Annotated in this window: 17 protein-coding genes; 6 read left to right on the top strand and 11 right to left on the bottom strand. The window is 49.7% G+C overall.

Features of this window, described 5'->3' with window-relative positions; all coding sequences use genetic code 11:
• Positions 1–96 precede the first annotated feature (96 nt).
• On the top strand, positions 97–927 hold the full coding sequence (locus CDA54_RS06880) for a PEP-CTERM sorting domain-containing protein (RefSeq protein ID WP_099034247.1): 831 nt from the start codon (positions 97–99) through the stop codon (positions 925–927).
• A 195-nt stretch (positions 928–1,122) separates the two neighbouring features.
• Here CDA54_RS06880 and CDA54_RS06885 read toward each other — a convergent pair whose 3' ends face one another.
• From CDA54_RS06885 to CDA54_RS06905, 5 genes are all read right to left on the bottom strand, one after another.
• Positions 1,123–1,599 (bottom strand): hypothetical protein, encoded by a 477-nt coding sequence (locus CDA54_RS06885; protein WP_099034248.1) that lies wholly within the window; start codon positions 1,597–1,599, stop codon positions 1,123–1,125.
• Between the two features lie 221 nt (positions 1,600–1,820).
• Positions 1,821–2,513: a cysteine hydrolase family protein gene (locus tag CDA54_RS06890; RefSeq protein ID WP_099034249.1), complete on the bottom strand. Its 693-nt coding sequence runs from the start codon at positions 2,511–2,513 to the stop codon at positions 1,821–1,823.
• A gap of 622 nt (positions 2,514–3,135) precedes the next feature.
• On the bottom strand, positions 3,136–3,849 hold the full coding sequence (locus CDA54_RS06895; protein WP_099034250.1) for a DUF4386 domain-containing protein: 714 nt from the start codon (positions 3,847–3,849) through the stop codon (positions 3,136–3,138).
• Between the two features lie 16 nt (positions 3,850–3,865).
• Positions 3,866–4,273, bottom strand: coding sequence for a hypothetical protein (locus CDA54_RS06900; protein ID WP_099034251.1), 408 nt, complete (start codon positions 4,271–4,273; stop codon positions 3,866–3,868).
• Positions 4,274–4,367: 94 nt separating this feature from the next.
• Positions 4,368–5,459, bottom strand: a complete 1,092-nt coding sequence (locus CDA54_RS06905; protein WP_099034252.1) for a helix-turn-helix transcriptional regulator — start codon at positions 5,457–5,459, stop codon at positions 4,368–4,370.
• Between the two features lie 198 nt (positions 5,460–5,657).
• Here CDA54_RS06905 and CDA54_RS06910 point away from each other — a divergent pair, with 198 nt between their 5' ends.
• On the top strand, positions 5,658–6,494 hold the full coding sequence (locus CDA54_RS06910; RefSeq protein WP_099034253.1) for a DUF2306 domain-containing protein: 837 nt from the start codon (positions 5,658–5,660) through the stop codon (positions 6,492–6,494).
• A gap of 111 nt (positions 6,495–6,605) precedes the next feature.
• On the opposite strand, the gene CDA54_RS06915 is transcribed toward CDA54_RS06910, so the two are convergent.
• The 4 genes from CDA54_RS06915 to CDA54_RS06930 all read right to left on the bottom strand — a co-directional run bounded on the left by CDA54_RS06915 (position 6,606) and on the right by CDA54_RS06930 (position 9,358).
• On the bottom strand, positions 6,606–7,013 hold the full coding sequence (locus CDA54_RS06915; protein ID WP_099034254.1) for a lanthionine synthetase LanC family protein: 408 nt from the start codon (positions 7,011–7,013) through the stop codon (positions 6,606–6,608).
• Between the two features lie 62 nt (positions 7,014–7,075).
• On the bottom strand, positions 7,076–7,360 hold the full coding sequence (locus CDA54_RS06920; protein ID WP_099034255.1) for a type II toxin-antitoxin system RelE family toxin: 285 nt from the start codon (positions 7,358–7,360) through the stop codon (positions 7,076–7,078).
• The gene (locus tag CDA54_RS06925) at positions 7,350–7,601 is read right to left on the bottom strand and encodes a type II toxin-antitoxin system Phd/YefM family antitoxin (protein WP_099034256.1); all 252 of its coding nucleotides are present in this window, start codon (positions 7,599–7,601) and stop codon (positions 7,350–7,352) included. Before CDA54_RS06925 ends, CDA54_RS06920 begins: the two co-directional genes overlap by 11 nt.
• A gap of 422 nt (positions 7,602–8,023) precedes the next feature.
• Positions 8,024–9,358, bottom strand: a complete 1,335-nt coding sequence (locus tag CDA54_RS06930) for a glutamine synthetase family protein (RefSeq protein WP_099034257.1) — start codon at positions 9,356–9,358, stop codon at positions 8,024–8,026.
• A gap of 280 nt (positions 9,359–9,638) precedes the next feature.
• Between CDA54_RS06930 and CDA54_RS06935 the strand changes: the two genes are divergently transcribed.
• The gene (locus tag CDA54_RS06935) at positions 9,639–10,928 is read left to right on the top strand and encodes an NAD(P)/FAD-dependent oxidoreductase (protein WP_099034258.1); all 1,290 of its coding nucleotides are present in this window, start codon (positions 9,639–9,641) and stop codon (positions 10,926–10,928) included.
• 6 nt (positions 10,929–10,934) lie between these two features.
• Entirely contained in the window at positions 10,935–11,561 is a 627-nt protein-coding gene (locus CDA54_RS06940; protein WP_099034259.1) for a TetR/AcrR family transcriptional regulator, read from the top strand.
• Here the strand turns inward: CDA54_RS06940 and speB are convergent.
• Positions 11,518–12,465, bottom strand: a complete 948-nt coding sequence (gene speB, locus CDA54_RS06945; protein WP_099034260.1) for an agmatinase — start codon at positions 12,463–12,465, stop codon at positions 11,518–11,520. The two genes, CDA54_RS06940 and speB, sit on opposite strands and share 44 nt — an antisense overlap.
• A 190-nt stretch (positions 12,466–12,655) precedes the next feature.
• Positions 12,656–14,017: a glutamine synthetase family protein gene (locus CDA54_RS06950; protein WP_099034261.1), complete on the bottom strand. Its 1,362-nt coding sequence runs from the start codon at positions 14,015–14,017 to the stop codon at positions 12,656–12,658.
• A 216-nt stretch (positions 14,018–14,233) separates the two neighbouring features.
• On the opposite strand from CDA54_RS06950, the gene CDA54_RS06955 reads away from it, so the two are divergent.
• Both CDA54_RS06955 and CDA54_RS06960 read left to right on the top strand, forming a co-directional pair.
• Complete coding sequence (locus tag CDA54_RS06955; RefSeq protein ID WP_180237132.1) at positions 14,234–15,022, top strand: gamma-glutamyl-gamma-aminobutyrate hydrolase family protein; 789 nt, start codon at positions 14,234–14,236, stop codon at positions 15,020–15,022.
• Positions 15,019–16,368 (top strand): aminotransferase, encoded by a 1,350-nt coding sequence (locus CDA54_RS06960; protein WP_099034263.1) that lies wholly within the window; start codon positions 15,019–15,021, stop codon positions 16,366–16,368. Before CDA54_RS06955 ends, CDA54_RS06960 begins: the two co-directional genes overlap by 4 nt.
• Positions 16,369–16,413: the final 45 nt, after the last annotated feature.

Raw genomic sequence — 16,413 nt, forward strand, 5'->3', positions numbered from 1 at the left:
TTAGTCATCACGGCCTGAAATTTGCTCAGACCTGATGCTTTAGTCAGTATTTTTCAATGAAAAATGCATTTTACTAGTTAATATTCAGGATAAATTATGTTACCAAAAAATACGCTTGCGATGACCATAGGGTTACTGGCTTTATCGGGTTTTAATTCTTTGGCACAAGCTGAAGTCATAACGCAAAGATCTGCAATTGAAACAATTATATTGGCTGATACTTCAGGCAGTAATTTGTTGGAAACAAATAGTGCAAACTCCGAATATACACAAAACTATGAAGACGCTGCCGCAACCCTGGCATTAAGAGCCGATACTTCAGCAGGTGTAGTCGGTGCCAGCTCCTATTCAAAAGGTGACTCAGGGCAAGCTCTGGTTACTATTTTCGATACTATTGAGTTTTCCGGTTTACTGACACCCACTACGATCAGTTACAACCTCGGTGTTGATGGTAGTTTTTATACTGATTCGATATTTGATTCAGCCTACTTTCAGTCCTATGTAAGGATTTACGACATTACGGGCATGCAAAGCTGGTTAGAAACCGAACCGTTTTTTGATGTTTTTGATGATACAGGACCGGTAGACAGCGCAAATGAAATTAGCTACACCGGATTTTATCAAAGTTCTCAGGATGCTGGTGACGGTCTGTATTCTTTTGATGAGGTATTAAATGGATCCTTTACCGCTGAAGAAGGTAAAACCTATGGTATTGCTATTGTCGCCAATGCCTTTGCATCGGGTGAAAATGCCTATACCGACTTTCTTAATACCAGTACGTTCAGTTTTACCGATCTGGGCGGGGCGACATTTACATCAGGCTCTGGTGCTTTTCTGAACCCGACGTCAGTGCCTGAGCCATCGGGCCTGGCGATCTTAGGTTTAGGGCTGGCCGCGCTCGGTTTTCGCCGGATAAAACAATCCTGAATGATGTCTGAAAAGGGGTTGTTGTTAAACATGCCTGCAGGGGTATTGCCTGAAATAACCTTGCAAAAAAACTAACTTCAACCCACTTTCACCTGTTCACGACTATGCCATATCAGACATTAACCAGCCTGGTGCTTATCAGTAGAAACCAACAAGAAGCGAGAGCCAGCTGTTTAGAGGGGTTTGGGGGATTACCTACGACTCTGCGACTATGGGATCCTGACCCCGGTCATTGTGGCTGTTGATCTCTCCCCAGACCTGATACGTCCCCACCGCATACAGCAGGCCAATTCCCAGACAAATACCTGAACTGACCAGCCAGAACGTCAGACTGTTTTCCGGGAACATGGGCATCAGCCAGAAAAACGCCACCCCCCGAATCAGATAAACGCTGGTAATAGCGCACAATGCAAACCGAAGAAATGGCAGGCGAAAAATCACTCCTGCACCAGATAAAGCGTACAAGCCCCAGGCCACCAACACCATAACCAGTACGGAGGTAACAATGGTTGGATACCACAGCCCTTTCTCAGCCATTTTCGCCATTTGCTCACCCGCGCCAAAAAATCGATACGCATCAGCCCCAAAAACGATGCACCCCAGATGGGAAAGCGCAGCAGCGAAACTGCAAAACGCACCAATGATTAACAGGGGATTTTTATCTGAGAACATGCTATTTCCTTATGTGTCTGCACGTTAAGTTACGCTGTAAGCCAATGACAACAAAGCCATTTTTTAACATGTTCGCAATCACTTCACCATCTTTACAAACTTTTATTGTTGTCTTTTCAGTACAGTTTGATGGTATTGCTGAAGGCAGCGTGCGGATAAAGTGAATGATTGATTAGGTTTTTGGTGTGACTGGCCATCGGGTCCCCCTTCTCTGGAGGGCCTTACTCTGCCTCTAGTTGCCGGATAAGCTCATCTGCACTCATTACTTGTGCATACCGCTCATTCAGGGTCAGCAATGTGGCTTTATGCAGTTCTTTGGTGATGGCGGCGGTGCAGTCTGAAATCAGCGATACCTGAAAACCAAGATCACTGGCACTACGAACTGCACTGCTGATACATTCGTTGGTGTAGACACCCGCAATATAGAGTTCGCTGATGCAAAGATTACGCAGCACACTCTCAATATTAGTAGCGATAAATACACCACTGGCCGTTTTACTGAGCACAATCTCGTCATCGACAGGCGCCACTTCCGGAAGGAACTCAGCAAGTTTGGAGCCCGGAGGGGCATGCAGCCCAAGCCTTTTATGTTCAAGACTGCGATCTCGCCCATCCTCAGTAAGGGACTGAATATGGATATGAATGACTTCATGATCGTTAGCCCGGAAGTATTCCTGAAGCTTGCTGACATTGGGTACGACGGTATCGCGAACACGCCTGAGATAGTACTGAATAGCATCTTCAGAAACCCCGGATTTACGGTGACTTTCGAAAACCCCGTAACCTTCTGCGCAGCCCAGGTATTGCAAGTCAATACACAACAATGCCTTTTGCCAGCTTTCGCAAAGCGGGCTACCCTGCTTTTTCTGATGTGACCCCAGAGGCCCGGGCTGAAAGCGTTTATCAGGTTCCATTCGATTCTCCTTACTCTGTGGAATCTTTGGGATGCGGGCTTATCAAGATGTGCCCTGAATGAGTATTTCCAGAGCTTTGAGTCTGGCAATGTATGAGCCCTGAACGCCTCGTCCGTGATGATTACATCACATGACTATCAGGCCGGGAGCCCTTAACATCATTGATGACCACCCGATTTTCAGGGGGCCAAGACACTCCAGATGAATAAATCCAGATTTATCCTCATGCCCGTTAGCATAGCTTACTTTGAATCCTTAATTAACATTACACGGAACACACAAAGGCCCCAATAAAACCGAGACTAAAGGTTAATTAAAAAGAAGAGTTCACAGCAGATAGTTTGCGCTAATGGCGCACAAACCATTACGAGGTATACCTGACCCTTGCACCCGATCAGGCATTGCGTGACCAGAACAGCAGTACTATCACTAATAAAGAAGTGACAATGGTCGGGTACCACAGTCCCTGCTCTGTCATACTCGCCATGTATTCATCGGCACCCAGCAAACAATGCAGCCAAGATGTACCGGGGCTGTAATAAAGTTGCAAATAGAACAAGTGATTAAGAGCGTATTATTACCCGCTTGCGTGTTTTCCTAAGAGTGAACATTACCAAGCGATTCATTTACCAATATTCCGTTGCCATTCCTCGGCATCGACTCCCCTAAAAATCAACCATAGCGCGCAGGTAAGCTCTGCGATAAAAGAAAGTACCAATATGGGAAATACAACATCAGACAAAGAAGGTGCGATCAGCAACGTAAGGCTGTTGAGCAGATAACTTAATCCAGCGATGGTCATTAACACACCAATAAATTTTGGGAAATAGTCAGCACAATAGATCAGAAAGCCATATCCGACACAGGCAAAGCCAAAGAAGACTAGCCCAAGAGCAAAACCGTAATCATGTATATCCAACAATAACATCACCTGAGAACTGACTTGGTCCGACTCAAAAGCCAACATATACTGCGAATCATTCATCATTATCAACGGCACTAAAAGCACCAGCTTATTGGCAACCAGCACGGCCGTCTGGGCCAGATTAAACGCGACCGAAACCAGAGCCAGTAGTTTATTAACCGGCTTTAGCAGGAAATACAGTATTACCATCACAGGAATATCCAGCGCGTGCATCATCACATCGCCGGCAATTCCGAGCCGCCATATATCGCTGGCTTCCAGGATATTGCTGGCAGTTAAGGCTGCATTATCAAAGTCTACCAGACCGTCCCTGATAAAAAGCTGGCCGGTAATACCAAAGCCAATAATCAATAGATACGCAATGCCGGCAATTCTGGTATAAGAATTGGGTGAGTCGATAATGGATTTCATCGATGGCTTCCTTTAATTATCTAATTATCCAGGGCTCGCTCTTAGCTTTTATATACCGTTCAAACACATATCCCCAGGGTAAAACAATGGGCACCAGCACCAGGCCGATAACACAGGCAAACAAGGTTTCAGCGGCATAGGAGTCAAGGCCGGTATCCAGCCACATCCGGTATGCGAAGGCCACGACCCAAATCAGCTTCCAGAGAAACTCGAAAATCAGCAGAGGTAACATTTTTAGCGGGTACCTGAGCCCAAGCAAGCACATCATGCCCAGTGCGCCCAGCAAAGCAGAGACCACAGTATGCACATCAGCCTGGCTACCCGATGGAAACAATATTTCCGGCCAAATAGTCAAACCAAGCCCAACGGCAATCAGTAAATACATTCCCCTGAGCAGATTTAGCCTCAGCGCCGACACTTCCATAATGCTTCCTCCGGGAAATATGCTTCAGACAGCCAGATCATCATTTGAACTTTCATATACCCCTTTAAACAATCCCTGAACGTTGATAACCAGCCTACTCAGAACAAACCAGTTCTGTGGGTGATGACGATGATTCACTCAAATAGCTGACACGATACTGATTTGGCGTTTGCCCGAATTCGGCCTTAAAAGCCCTTGTAAAAGGCCCTACTGAGGCAAAGCCGCTTTCCATGCCAACCACCGCCACCGGCCAGTGTCGGTTAGCCGGGTCTTCCAGCAACGCTCTGGCGTGATAAACCCGCAGTGTATTAACGTGATGATTGAAATTCTGCGCCCTGAGTTGTTCGCGCATAACCCGGCTGACGCGGTATTCCGGCACATCCAGTGCCCGGGCGATATCACTGACCCGTAAATTGGGTTGCAAATACTGCTGTTGTTGTTGCAGTCGGCGGGTAATTTCCTCAGCCAGCAGCATATCATTTTCATGGCCGGGCGCTGATACCATTGAGTCAGCCAGCCCTTGGGCTTCTGTCCCGCTTTTGGCTGTGTGAGACTTCCACAGGATCAATATCTGAGTAACCAGCATAATCTGAATAGCACTGATAGTCGCCAGCAGATGGTGCCAGTAGCCTTCATTTTGCGGCGTACTTATCAGTTTTAACACCACGGTACAGGCTAATAACCCACCACAAAAACTGGCCAGAAACAGCAGCTGTTGCTGCAATTGCTGGCCCCTGGCGCGGCGCAACCCCCGGCACCCTTCCCATACGCTCAGCACCAGCAGGGTTGAGGAAACCAGGTTAAGCATTTCTGACAGCGCCGAACGTGTTCCCAGGAATGTATCCGGCGCCAGTTGCTGAGACCAGGAAAAGCCGTGAGACAGAATAATCATCAACGCAACACTGGCCGCCAACAGATAATGCCGCAGCGCCAGCCCGTCGCTACCCCGGTGCAATGCACGGGCAACCAGCCAATAGCCGTTACAGGTAGCAAAGCCACCCATGGCAATCAGAAATTGGTAATCCCCCAGACTACTCCCCGCGCTCAACCGGGTGGCGGCACACATGGCCATAGAACCGCAAAACAGAGCGAATAAAAGATGTAGCGGCTGCTTATCACGCACCCATAGCTGAGCAATCAACAAACCCAGGCTGATGATCAGTTGCAGCGTATATAGCTGAGTCATATCGTATCCACGGAGATTTTCAGAGCCAGTTAACCTGCACTTATCCTATGCGGGGTGCCTGTTGGATGCAAAAAGTGAATGTTACGGGGTATGTCAGAATTTTATGCGCCGAATTTCGAATTCGGCGCGATAACAGGCCATTTTGCTGACAGTATTGCGACGTACAGATGATTCAACGGTCAATGCTGAGGAAACAATATGACTGATATCACAATTGAGGCCAACACGCCTGCCTGCCAGAAGCGCAAACCCGACTGGCTCTCCCTTTCTGCAAAGACCTGGTTTATCGTCACGGCTATCGGCCAGTGGCTGTTCGTAGCATACATAGTGGGCTATTACGGCCTGCGTTTTGCTGAAGGTGGTGTGGGTGGCTTTGCAGGAACCCATCTGGCAAATGGCTTTATCGCCGGAGACAGTATGGGCAACATGGCTCTGGCCATCCATATTCTGGTGGCGGGTCTGATTATTGCCGCCGGCCAAATCCAGCTGGTGCCAGCCATCCGTAATAAGCTGCCCCTTTTGCACCGTTGTAGCGGCTGGTTCTTTATGATCGCTTCGGTGATTGTCAGTATCGCTGGATTTTACCTCACCTGGTCGCGGGAACGGGTCATCGGTTCACTGATCCAGGATATTGGCGTCTCCGGCAGCGGGGTGTTGGTAATGCTTTTTGTACCCATCGCCCTTTATTATGCCATCAAACGCAACTTTGCCGCACACCGTCGCTGGGCATTAAGGCTGTTTATGGTGGTCAGCGCGGTGTGGTTTCTGCGCTTAATGATATATGGCTGGTTTATGACCACCGGCGGCATCGGCATCGACGGCAAGACATTTTCCGGCCCCTTCCTCGAAGTGGTGTCCTTTGCCCAATATTTGCTGCCGCTGGCGCTGCTGGAACTGTATTTCTGGGCACAGAAGCCAAAGAATAAACCCCACCAGGGTGCCGTGGCCGCTGTCATATTCCTTGTATCAGCCGCGATGGCAATTGGTGTATTTGCCATCAGCAGCGCTTCCTGGATCCCCAAAATCGGGGCATAGATAGAGAGAAGCGCTGGCTGGATAAATTCATCCCTACAGTTGAGTGGGTGCCCGGATCATGTGGGTACCCCCTTCCCTTCACACTTTACTTCTCACTGTCCGCCTCTTCTATCAGAATAAATCCAATCCAGGTATAGCCGCCTGTTGCGGATACAGACAATGATGCAAGTAAATAGCTAAACCCGCATCACCCGTCCACAAGGTGTATCGCCCCTGACCATAGGCTAAACGGTCATTCTGATACTGTTTAATAGCATGCATGGCGAATTTTCTCGCCCTATCAAGCCAGACTTTGTTGCCCCATCGGTGATAAAGATACAAAAATGCATAGCCGTTACCGGCTGTGCCGTGACAAATGTTTGAGCCTTTTTCTGCATCCAGCGGATGTGTTGGCCAGCAAGCATCCGGCAACAGTGATGTCTCGATGTCATCGATAATAGACAGAGTTGCCTGCTGAACAGCATACTCGTTCCATACACTGCTGCAAAGCGCTTCATGGCGGGATGATTCAAATAGCATCGGTCTGGAAAATCCAGTAGAGAGAAACACAAAACGCAGCCTGGCAGTTCAGCTTAGCCATATCAGATTCGCTTTTTCACAGAAGAATAAACCTGGCCTTTGTTTCGCTTACCAACAGCCAGCACATAAACAAGTAGTTCATCATCTGTGACCTCATAGGCCAGTCGGTATCCCGCGGAGCGAAGCTTGATCTTGTATACTGAGTCATAACCGCTCAGTTTATCCGCAGGCACCCGTGGATTTTCCAGTCTCTGTGCAAGTTTCTTTTTAAACTGACTTTTTATGGGAGCAGCAAGTTTCTCCCACTCCTTCAAGGCTGCAGGGAGAAATCGCAGCTTATAGGTCATCCAGCGACACCGCTATGGCTTGATCTTTGTCACCACGGCGCTGTTCTACCAGTTTAGCCAGTTCATAATCGTCAATCATGTCCATCAGAGCTTCATAGGTCTCTGCCGGGATCAAATATGCCGCGGGCTTGTTATGGTTTAGCACCGCAATCGGCGAACCGCTGGCCTGGGAAAGCAAGGAAGATGGATTTTTCTTTAATTCTGAGATACTTACAGAAAAATCAGCTAACACCTGACGCATAATGACCTTTATTAAGACATATATTTTGGTCTTATATTAGCCCATATATTGTGCGAGTGCTAAAATTTCGTGACCATCTACAACATTATTGTTCTACCTGATCTCGCAAAGGCGAAAGGCGCAGAGAGAATATCAGTTGCCCATTCAAATCCTTTGCGTCTCTGCGCTCTCAGAGCGAGATAAATCTTCTACAAGGCTGGCTTGCGTAACCCAGGACAGCGCGAAGTAAAAACGCGAATATTAATCCCAGCCTGGCCTGTTGTTCCGTTCGTGTTTTTAGTGTGTTTCGTGGTAAAAAAGACTCTGGACTCCCGCCTTCGCGGGAGTGACGCTCTTTTCAGCGGGAGTAGGGGCTCAGGAGAAAAGCGTGATATTGGTATGTGGCAGGCCCTCACTCCTCTCCCTTCTCCCCTCACACAAACCTACACGCCCAACAACAGAAATTCGCGCTCCCAGGAGCTGATCACTTCGTTAAAGGCTTCGTATTCCGCACGTTTTACTGCGCTGTAGGCCTGAGAAAAGCTCTCACCCATCACTTCGCGAAGAGGCTCACAACTGTCCAGCAGGCGCAGAGACTCTTCCAGGGTGCGGGAAATCTCAATTTTACCGGTATAGGCGTTGCCTTCATTGGCGGCTTCGGGCTGAAGCTTTTCCTGCATGCCTAAATAACCACAGGCCAGCGTCGCAGCAAAAGCCAGATAGGGGTTAGCGTCTGAGCCCGGCAGGCGGTTTTCTACTCTGAATCCTTCCGGTTCACTGTGCGGTACTCTTAAACCTGTGGTGCGGTTGTCATAGCCCCAGTCGAAATTAATCGGCGCCGAGATATCCGGTGCAAAACGACGATAAGAGTTCACATTAGGGGCAAAGAAGCACAGTGCACTGGGGCCGTATTTCTGCAAGCCGGCAATGTAATTGAAAAACAGCGGCGAGTACTTGCCTTCCTTATTGGCAAAGGCATTCTTGCCGGTTTTGGTATCCACCAGGCTCTGATGTATATGCATAGAGCTGCCCGGCTCACTGCGCATGGGTTTGGCCATAAAGGTGGCGTATACCCCGTTACTGAAAGCGATTTCCCGCAACACCCGTTTAAACAGAAATACCTCATCGGCCAGCTTCAGCGGGTCACCATGAAGAAAGTTTACTTCAAACTGTGCAGCACCCGATTCATGGATCAGGGTATCGATACCCAACTCCATTTTTTCGCAATAGTCATACATCTGATCGACTATACGTTCAAATTCATTGACCGCATCAATGCTGTAACTCTGGCGAGCCGATTCACGGCGACCGGAACGCCCCACCGGCGGGGTCAGCTCGTAGTCGGGGTCGGTATTTTGTGCCACCAGATAAAACTCCACCTCCGGCGCCAGCACCGATTTAAGGTTCTTGGTTTCATACATAGAAAGTATTTTTTTCAGCACATTGCGGGTAGATAACGGGTGAGGCTGACCGCTTGCAAGGTAGCAATCGTGGATCAACAGCGCTGTGCGCTCATCGGCCCAGGGCACCTCGCGGGCGGTAGAGAGATCCGGTTCCAGATACATATCACTGTCGGTTTCGCTGACAATATCGTAATGCTCATTGGTATATTCACCGGTTACGGTCTGGATCAGAATACTCTCCGGCAGGCGGCTCTCCTGCTTGATAAATTTCTTCGCCGGAATAAATTTACCCCGGGCGTTGCCCGTCATATCAGGCACCAGGCATTCCACTTCTGCAATGCGTCTGTTATTCAGCCACTTCTTTACGTCTTCCATATTTCACCTGTTGTTGTATCGGCATGGCAACACTTCATACCCAAGTGACCTCAAACCCTATGTTTCAGAGGTCACTTGGGTATATAACCTCAACCTGAGTAACCCCGGTTAAGGTTTCAAAGAGTTGCCGGATACCTCTATTAAAATCTTATTTCGAATTATTATTCGATATGCTAGAGTAAATTTAACCATTTAACAATATCTTATTAACCTGAATTTTGCTCAATATGTGGGCTCAGGGGTGCGGGATTGAATCAGGCGACTACGCCGGGGTACCGATATGCAAAACCAAACGGACTCACAACAATATTATCAACAGACCTGCAATCAGCAGCTGCATTGCCCGGGCTTCAGTGGCGAGAAAAGCGTTGATCTTTGTATTATTGGCGGTGGCCTGACCGGCGTATCCAGCGCTTATCATGGAGCAAAAGCCGGTCTCGATTGCCTGTTGCTGGAAGCTCAGCAGATTGGTTTCGGCGCATCAGGCCGTAACGGTGGGCAGGTCAGCCCCGGCCAGCGACTTGACCAGGCTTCTCTGAAAGCCAAAGTAGGTAAAACCCAGGCCCTCAAACTCTGGCAACTGGCACTGGACTCAGTGGATCTGGTGCGTGAGCTTATCGATAAATACCAGATCCCCTGCGACTTTACACCGGGCATTCTGCACACCGCTTTTAAGCCCGGTCATGCCAGAGAAATGCAGGAAAATGTGCAATTGCTACACGAGGAATACGGCTACCAGGATTGCCGCTATATTGAACAGGATGAGCTAAAACAAATGCTGGCCAGCCCACGCTACTATGGCGGCGAACTGGATATGCGTGCCGGCCACCTGCACCCGCTGAATTTTACCTTAGGCTTAGCCCGCGCCGCACAACAGGCCGGTGCCAGATTATGTGAAAACAGCAAAGTGCTGGATATCCAGTCCGCTGGGGAAAAAGTAAAAATCATTACCGCCGATGGCATAGTCACCGCCAACAAACTGGTACTTGGTTGTAACGGTTATCTGGGCAAGCTGTTTCCAAGAGTCGCCGGTAAAATCATGCCGATTAATAATTTTATCGTCACCACCAAGCCGCTGGGCGAAGCGCGAGCCCGTGAGTTAATCCGGGATAATGTGGCCGTGGCCGATTCTAAATTCGTAATTAACTATTTTCGTATGACGCCAGATCACCGCTTGTTGTTTGGCGGCGGTGAAAACTATTCGTCGCGCTTTCCGGATGATATTAAAAGCTTTGTGCGCCCTTATATGCTGGAGATTTTTCCCCAGCTTGAAAATACAGAGCTGGAACATGGCTGGGGTGGCACCCTGGCCATTACCATGAATCGCATGCCCCATTTTCAGTGTATTGATGAGCGCATTTATGTAGCACAGGGCTACTCCGGCCATGGCGTGGCAATGGCTACCCTGGCAGGAAAGCTGATCAATCAGGCTATCACCGGTCAGCCGGACGGCTTTAATACCATGGCCAGTTACCCGACTCCCACCTTCCCTGGTGGCACCTTGTTGCGCTATCCGGCACTGGTGGCGGGAATGCTGTATTATTCGCTGAGAGATAAATTCGGAAGTTAGGGCACAATGACAGACCAAAAAACCGGCCGCAAACCTCTGGGGCCGCGCAGCACACCGATCCAGAAACGCTCAAAAGCGCGCCGCGAGCAGATCCTCGATGTGGCGGCGGGCTTACTGGAAAAACTCGGCAGCAACAGCCTCACCACCATTCGCATTGCCGAAGAGGTGGGTATTTCCGTCGGCACCCTGTATCACTATTTTCCCAACAAGGAAGCGATTCTCTACGCCATGGGTCAGCACTGGCTTGAAGAAATGGCAACAACGCTGGAATCGCCGGATAATCAGCCTGTTAATGTTGAGACGTTTGTAGAGCACTTTGTGCAGCAGATACTTAAGCTCTATCGCCAGCAAAACGGCCTGCTGCATCTGGTTCAGGGTATGTTTGCTATTCCTCAGCTGATGCCACTGGATCAGCAGCACGATGATTTGGTGATTGACTATGTGGCCAACAGCCTGCCCGCTCTGGGTATCGATAAAGCCAAAGCCGAGCGCCAGCGAATTGGCCGCTCGTTCCATGAAGTCAGCCACGCTTTATTGCTGGTGGTAGTTAATCAAAGCCCCAGGCGGGGCAACAGCACCTTAGCCGAACTTAAGCTGTTGCTAAGGTCTTTGCTGAACAGCCATCAGGGTTGAGTAATTGCGGGTTTTGCTGACACGCCAGCAAGCAGAGCATATCTGTCATCATGGTGGCGGCCAGTAAGCTGGTGATCTGGCTCTGATCATAAGGCGGGCTGACTTCAACCAGGTCCATGCCCACCCAGTTCAGGCCATGCAGTTTACGCAACAATTCCAGTACAAAGGGGCCGCTTAAACCCCCCGAAACGGGCGTACCCGTGCCTGGTGCATACACAGGATCCAGGCAATCGATATCAAAGGTCAGGTACACCGGTGCATCGCCTACGGTATTTTTGATCCTTTTCACCACTTCTTCTGCCTTGCTGTGCCAAAGCTCATCGGCACTCAGCACCTTAAACGGCGAGCTGCCCTGCTCAGTACGAATACCGATCTGAATCACCTTGTCATCCTGCAACAATCCCTGTTTGCGGGCATGATAAAACACACTTCCATGGTCAAACTCACTGCCGCCGGAATAATCGTCGCTGTGAGCATCGAAATGCACCACGGCAACGGGGCCATGCTTAGCATGCACCGCCTGCAAAGCTGGCAGGGTAATCAGGTGATCCCCCCCGAGCATAAAAGGAATGGCACCGCCTTTTACTACCTGGCTGACATGGTCGTGCACCGCTTCCATTGCGCCTTTTGCATCACCATGAGAAAAGGCTAAGTCGCCGATATCGGCGATACTCAGCGCATCGCGCAGGGCAAAAGGCCAGGGATGACGTTTTTTCTCCCAGCCCAGGTTTACCGAAGCCTGGCGAATGGCCGCCGGGCCAAAGCGTGCACCCGGTCGGCCTGAGGTGGCCAGATCAAAGGGAATACCGGCTATGACCACCTGGGTTTGCGCATCCATCTGCTGCTGGCGGGCAAACACATATTTGTGCGTGCCCTGATAGAGTGAATAGTTGGCGTCTGTCATAGCAAAACCTTTTCTTTAGTTAGTGTCCGTCCAGGATTGGCCTATTGCCCCGTGCTCTGTGTTGGAAGTGCTCATGTATGTCTTATACACTGCGCTCTGCCGCCTTGATCACGGGGCAATATTCTCATTTCTGAACTGGACACATCGTTTCAGGATGAAAACTCATTGGCTGTAAATTTCAAATAACCTGTTATAACGTGGTCAGATAGAATTCGTATTCCTTGGGTGTCACGGTCTGCTCAAACTTTTGCAGTTCGTGTTCCTTACAGGCGGCATAAACTTTGACAAAATCCTCACCAAAATACTGATTAAATACTTTCGAGCCCCTTAACATTGTCAGCGCATCGGTCAGGCGCATTGGCAAACAGGGGTTATCTACCTCAAAGGTATTCCCTTCCTGGGGTTTAGGCGGCATCAGCTTTCTATCGATGCCTTCCATCATGGCATACAGCACCGTCGTCATCGCAATATAAGGGTTGGCATCAGCACCGGCCACTCTGTGCTCAATGCGCCTGCTGGCGGGGCCTCCGGCAGGAATTCGCACCGCCACGGTACGGTTATCGATGCCCCAGTTTACAAACATGGGCACATACAGATTCGGCTGCAGGCGGCGATAAGAATTGATATTGGGGCATAATAAGGCGGTGCTTTCCTGCATGGTGCCAAGCAGCCCCGCCACCGAATGTAACAGCAATTTGTTGTCTTCAGCTTCGCCTTCGGCAAACAGGTTATTACCCTGTTCGTCCACCAGGCTGGCATGGATATGCAAACCAGATCCGGCTCTATCATCGTAAGGCTTGGCCATAAAGGTGGCCTGCATACCGTGTTCTTCAGCTACCTGATGAATAATGCGCTTGAGCATCATCGCATGATCACAGGCCAATAACGGATCACTGCCATGGCGCAGATTGATTTCAAACTGGCCCGGTGCGTATTCCGACACAGCCGTATCGGCGGGTACTCCCTGTTGCTGGCAATATGTGTCCACATCCAGTAAAAACCCGGAAAAATCATCCAGATTAGTCATAGAATGACACTGTGTGCTGTCTTCTCTTTTGCCGGTTTTTGGCGAAATAGGAGGCTGAATCCCCCCGCTCTCGTCCCGCATTTTATCCACCAGGTAAAATTCCAGCTCTACCGCCACCACCGGCGTCATACCCCGCTCAGTAAACAGTGCCACAGCCTGACGCACCTGATTACGTGGCTCAATCATCACCGGATGCTTCTGGTCATCATACATGCTGAACAGCACCTGAGCGGTAGGCTGGTTCTGCCAGGGACAAACCACCAGCGTTTTCAGATCCGGATAACAGATACGGTCCGGCTCACCGATTTCCAGTCCCAGCTCAGAGGCTTCTACCGTTTCGCCGGAGGCATCCAGAGCCAATACAGAAAAAGGGATATGCATACCCTTTTTGACAATATTCCTCAGGGCGTCACGTTTAACCCGCTTGCCCCGGGCCATACCGTTAAGATCGGACAGCACAAGGTCGAAGACTTCTACTTCGGGATGATTAGTAAGAAAGTCAGCAAGAAAGGAAGTTGACTCCATGATGTTCTCCAGCGTCTAGTATTTTGAACACTCAGTAAATTGAAACACATCTAACCACAAAGGAAGTTTAGCTTCCAGCCGTTAAAACGCGGCTTAGTTGCGGATTTATTAAACTAAACGTTGCTATTCAGGGCACAAAAGTCTCATATTCCTGCTTGAAATTTACAGTTAACTCCAATAGCTTGAACCTATCGTTTCAATATATTGCTCACAATGATGAAAGAATCGAACAGCGACAATATCCTGATCATTGGCATCTGCGCCGATGTACACCGCCAGGGTGTACACAATTATCATCAGGCCGGTGACAAATATGTGCGGGCGCTGACCTCACTGAGTGACAAGGTGATACCGGTGATTATTCCGGCATTGTTTAATGAGCTGAGTGAACAGGCTCAGGACACGCTGCTAAGTGGTCTGGATGGCATTATGCTCACCGGTTCCTACTCTAATCTGCACCCCAGCTACTATCAGTCGGATCTACCGGATGACGATGACGCTCAGCGTGACCCCCACCGCGATGCCAGCAACTGGAAACTGATCGAAAAGGTACTGGCAGCGGACATACCGTTACTTGGTATTTGTCGGGGCTTTCAGGAACTGAATGTCTATTTTGGCGGCAGTCTGCATCATCGCATCCATGAAGTAGCGGGTCTGATGGATCACAGAGAAGACAAATCACTGCCGCTGGAGCAGCAATATGCCTATGCTCATCCGGTTGCGTTACAGGAAAACGGCATACTGGCCAGCTGGTTCGCCCCCAGAACTGAAATCCGGGTGAATTCCATTCATATGCAGGGCATCAATACGTTAGGAAACAAGCTGAACGTTGAGGCTACTGCACCTGATGGACTGGTAGAGGCATTTTCCTGCCCGAATTACCGCTTTATGGTTGCCGTACAGTGGCATCCGGAGTGGCAACCTGACAACTACGCTGACAATGCCAGCGTTATTCAGGGCTTTATTCAGGCCTGTGCAGAGTATAAGAACAGGAGCAGTCAATGACACAACTGAAACAATGGCAACATGCAGACGCCGCCCACCATCTGCACCCTTTTACTAACCAGGCTGAGATAAACAAAACAGGCACCAGGGTAATTAGTCATGCCGAGGGCGCATATATCTACGAAGCCGATGGTCATAAGCTGCTCGACGGCATGTCCGGGCTTTGGTGTTGCAACCTCGGCTATACGCAGCCGAAGATCAATCAGGCTATTGCCGAGCAATTGCAGGAACTGCCTTACTACAATACCTTCTTTCAATGTACCCATCCGCGCGCCACTGAACTGGCCGAGGCGATAAGTCAAAGGGCCCCGGCCCATATGAACCGGGTGTTTTACACTAACTCGGGTTCAGAGGCCAATGACAGTGCCATTCGTATGATTCATCGCTACTGGGATGCCCTCGGTCAGCCTCAGCGTAAAGCCATTATCGCCCGGGATAATGCCTATCATGGAAGTACCATCGGCGGTGCCAGCCTTGGTGGCATGGCGTTTATGCATAAACAATTTACGCCACTTGAGAATATTCATCATATAGCCCAGCCATACTGGTATGGCGCCAATGCGGATATCAGTCCCGATGAATTTGGCTTGCAGGCAGCCCAGGAGCTGGAGAAAAAAATTCAGGAACTGGGCGAGAACAATGTGGCGGCGTTTTTTGCCGAGCCAATTCAGGGTGCCGGCGGGGTCATTATTCCGCCACAGAGTTACTGGCCCGAAATTCAGCGCATTTGTGATCAATACAGTATTTTGCTGGTGGTGGACGAAGTCATCTTCGGTTTCGGGCGCACCGGTCATTGGTTTGCCAGTGAATGTTACGGCCTCACCCCGGATTTTATTGTCTTTGCTAAGGCAGTCACCAATGGCTTTCAGCCACTGGGTGGGTTGCTGATTTCAGATCGGGTGAGCAAGGCCCTGTTGTCACATACCGATGATCTGGCCCACGGCTTTACCTACTCCGGTCATCCGGTGGCCTGTGCTGCAGCGCTGGCCACTTTGGATATTCTGTCTGACGGTTATATCGACAAGGTGCGCATCGAACTGTCACAAGCGATGGAGGATTACTGGCTGGCGCTGGGCGAACATCCGTTAGTGGGCGAAGCGCGCTGCAAAGGCTTTGTTGGCGCGCTGGAGCTGGTGAAAGATAAATCCAGTCGCAAGCGGTTTGACAAAAATGGCAAAGCCGGGGCCCTGTGTCGCGATGCATCTTTACAATCAGGGCTGGTGATGCGTGCCACCGGCGATACGATGATTATTGCACCACCTTTTATCCTTGACCGCAGTGATGTCAAAGACTTAACTGAAAAAGCCTGGCAGGCACTGGATATAACGCTGAAAAAACTCAGTTAACCGGGTCAGAGCAAGCTTTTTCAACACCAAAAACAACAATAAGCA

The sequence above is a fragment of the Lacimicrobium alkaliphilum genome, assembly GCF_002591895.1.
Taxonomy (GTDB): domain Bacteria; phylum Pseudomonadota; class Gammaproteobacteria; order Enterobacterales; family Alteromonadaceae; genus Lacimicrobium; species Lacimicrobium alkaliphilum.

Bases quoted from the DNA above. Each gene is read 5' to 3' on its own strand.
- CDA54_RS06885 (WP_099034248.1), bottom strand. From the start codon at position 1,599: ATGTTCTCAGATAAAAATCCCCTGTTAATCATTGGTGCGTTTTGCAGT.
- CDA54_RS06910 (WP_099034253.1), top strand. From the start codon at position 5,658: ATGACTGATATCACAATTGAGGCCAACACGCCTGCCTGCCAGAAGCGC.
- speB (WP_099034260.1), bottom strand. From the start codon at position 12,465: ATGACAGACGCCAACTATTCACTCTATCAGGGCACGCACAAATATGTG.
- CDA54_RS06925 (WP_099034256.1), bottom strand. From the start codon at position 7,601: ATGCGTCAGGTGTTAGCTGATTTTTCTGTAAGTATCTCAGAATTAAAG.
- CDA54_RS06900 (WP_099034251.1), bottom strand. From the start codon at position 4,273: ATGGAAGTGTCGGCGCTGAGGCTAAATCTGCTCAGGGGAATGTATTTA.
- CDA54_RS06960 (WP_099034263.1), top strand. From the start codon at position 15,019: ATGACACAACTGAAACAATGGCAACATGCAGACGCCGCCCACCATCTG.
- CDA54_RS06905 (WP_099034252.1), bottom strand. From the start codon at position 5,459: ATGACTCAGCTATATACGCTGCAACTGATCATCAGCCTGGGTTTGTTG.
- CDA54_RS06915 (WP_099034254.1), bottom strand. From the start codon at position 7,013: ATGCTATTTGAATCATCCCGCCATGAAGCGCTTTGCAGCAGTGTATGG.
- CDA54_RS06895 (WP_099034250.1), bottom strand. From the start codon at position 3,849: ATGAAATCCATTATCGACTCACCCAATTCTTATACCAGAATTGCCGGC.
- CDA54_RS06920 (WP_099034255.1), bottom strand. From the start codon at position 7,360: ATGACCTATAAGCTGCGATTTCTCCCTGCAGCCTTGAAGGAGTGGGAG.
- CDA54_RS06950 (WP_099034261.1), bottom strand. From the start codon at position 14,017: ATGGAGTCAACTTCCTTTCTTGCTGACTTTCTTACTAATCATCCCGAA.
- CDA54_RS06880 (WP_099034247.1), top strand. From the start codon at position 97: ATGTTACCAAAAAATACGCTTGCGATGACCATAGGGTTACTGGCTTTA.
- CDA54_RS06935 (WP_099034258.1), top strand. From the start codon at position 9,639: ATGCAAAACCAAACGGACTCACAACAATATTATCAACAGACCTGCAAT.
- CDA54_RS06940 (WP_099034259.1), top strand. From the start codon at position 10,935: ATGACAGACCAAAAAACCGGCCGCAAACCTCTGGGGCCGCGCAGCACA.
- CDA54_RS06955 (WP_180237132.1), top strand. From the start codon at position 14,234: ATGAAAGAATCGAACAGCGACAATATCCTGATCATTGGCATCTGCGCC.
- CDA54_RS06930 (WP_099034257.1), bottom strand. From the start codon at position 9,358: ATGGAAGACGTAAAGAAGTGGCTGAATAACAGACGCATTGCAGAAGTG.
- CDA54_RS06890 (WP_099034249.1), bottom strand. From the start codon at position 2,513: ATGGAACCTGATAAACGCTTTCAGCCCGGGCCTCTGGGGTCACATCAG.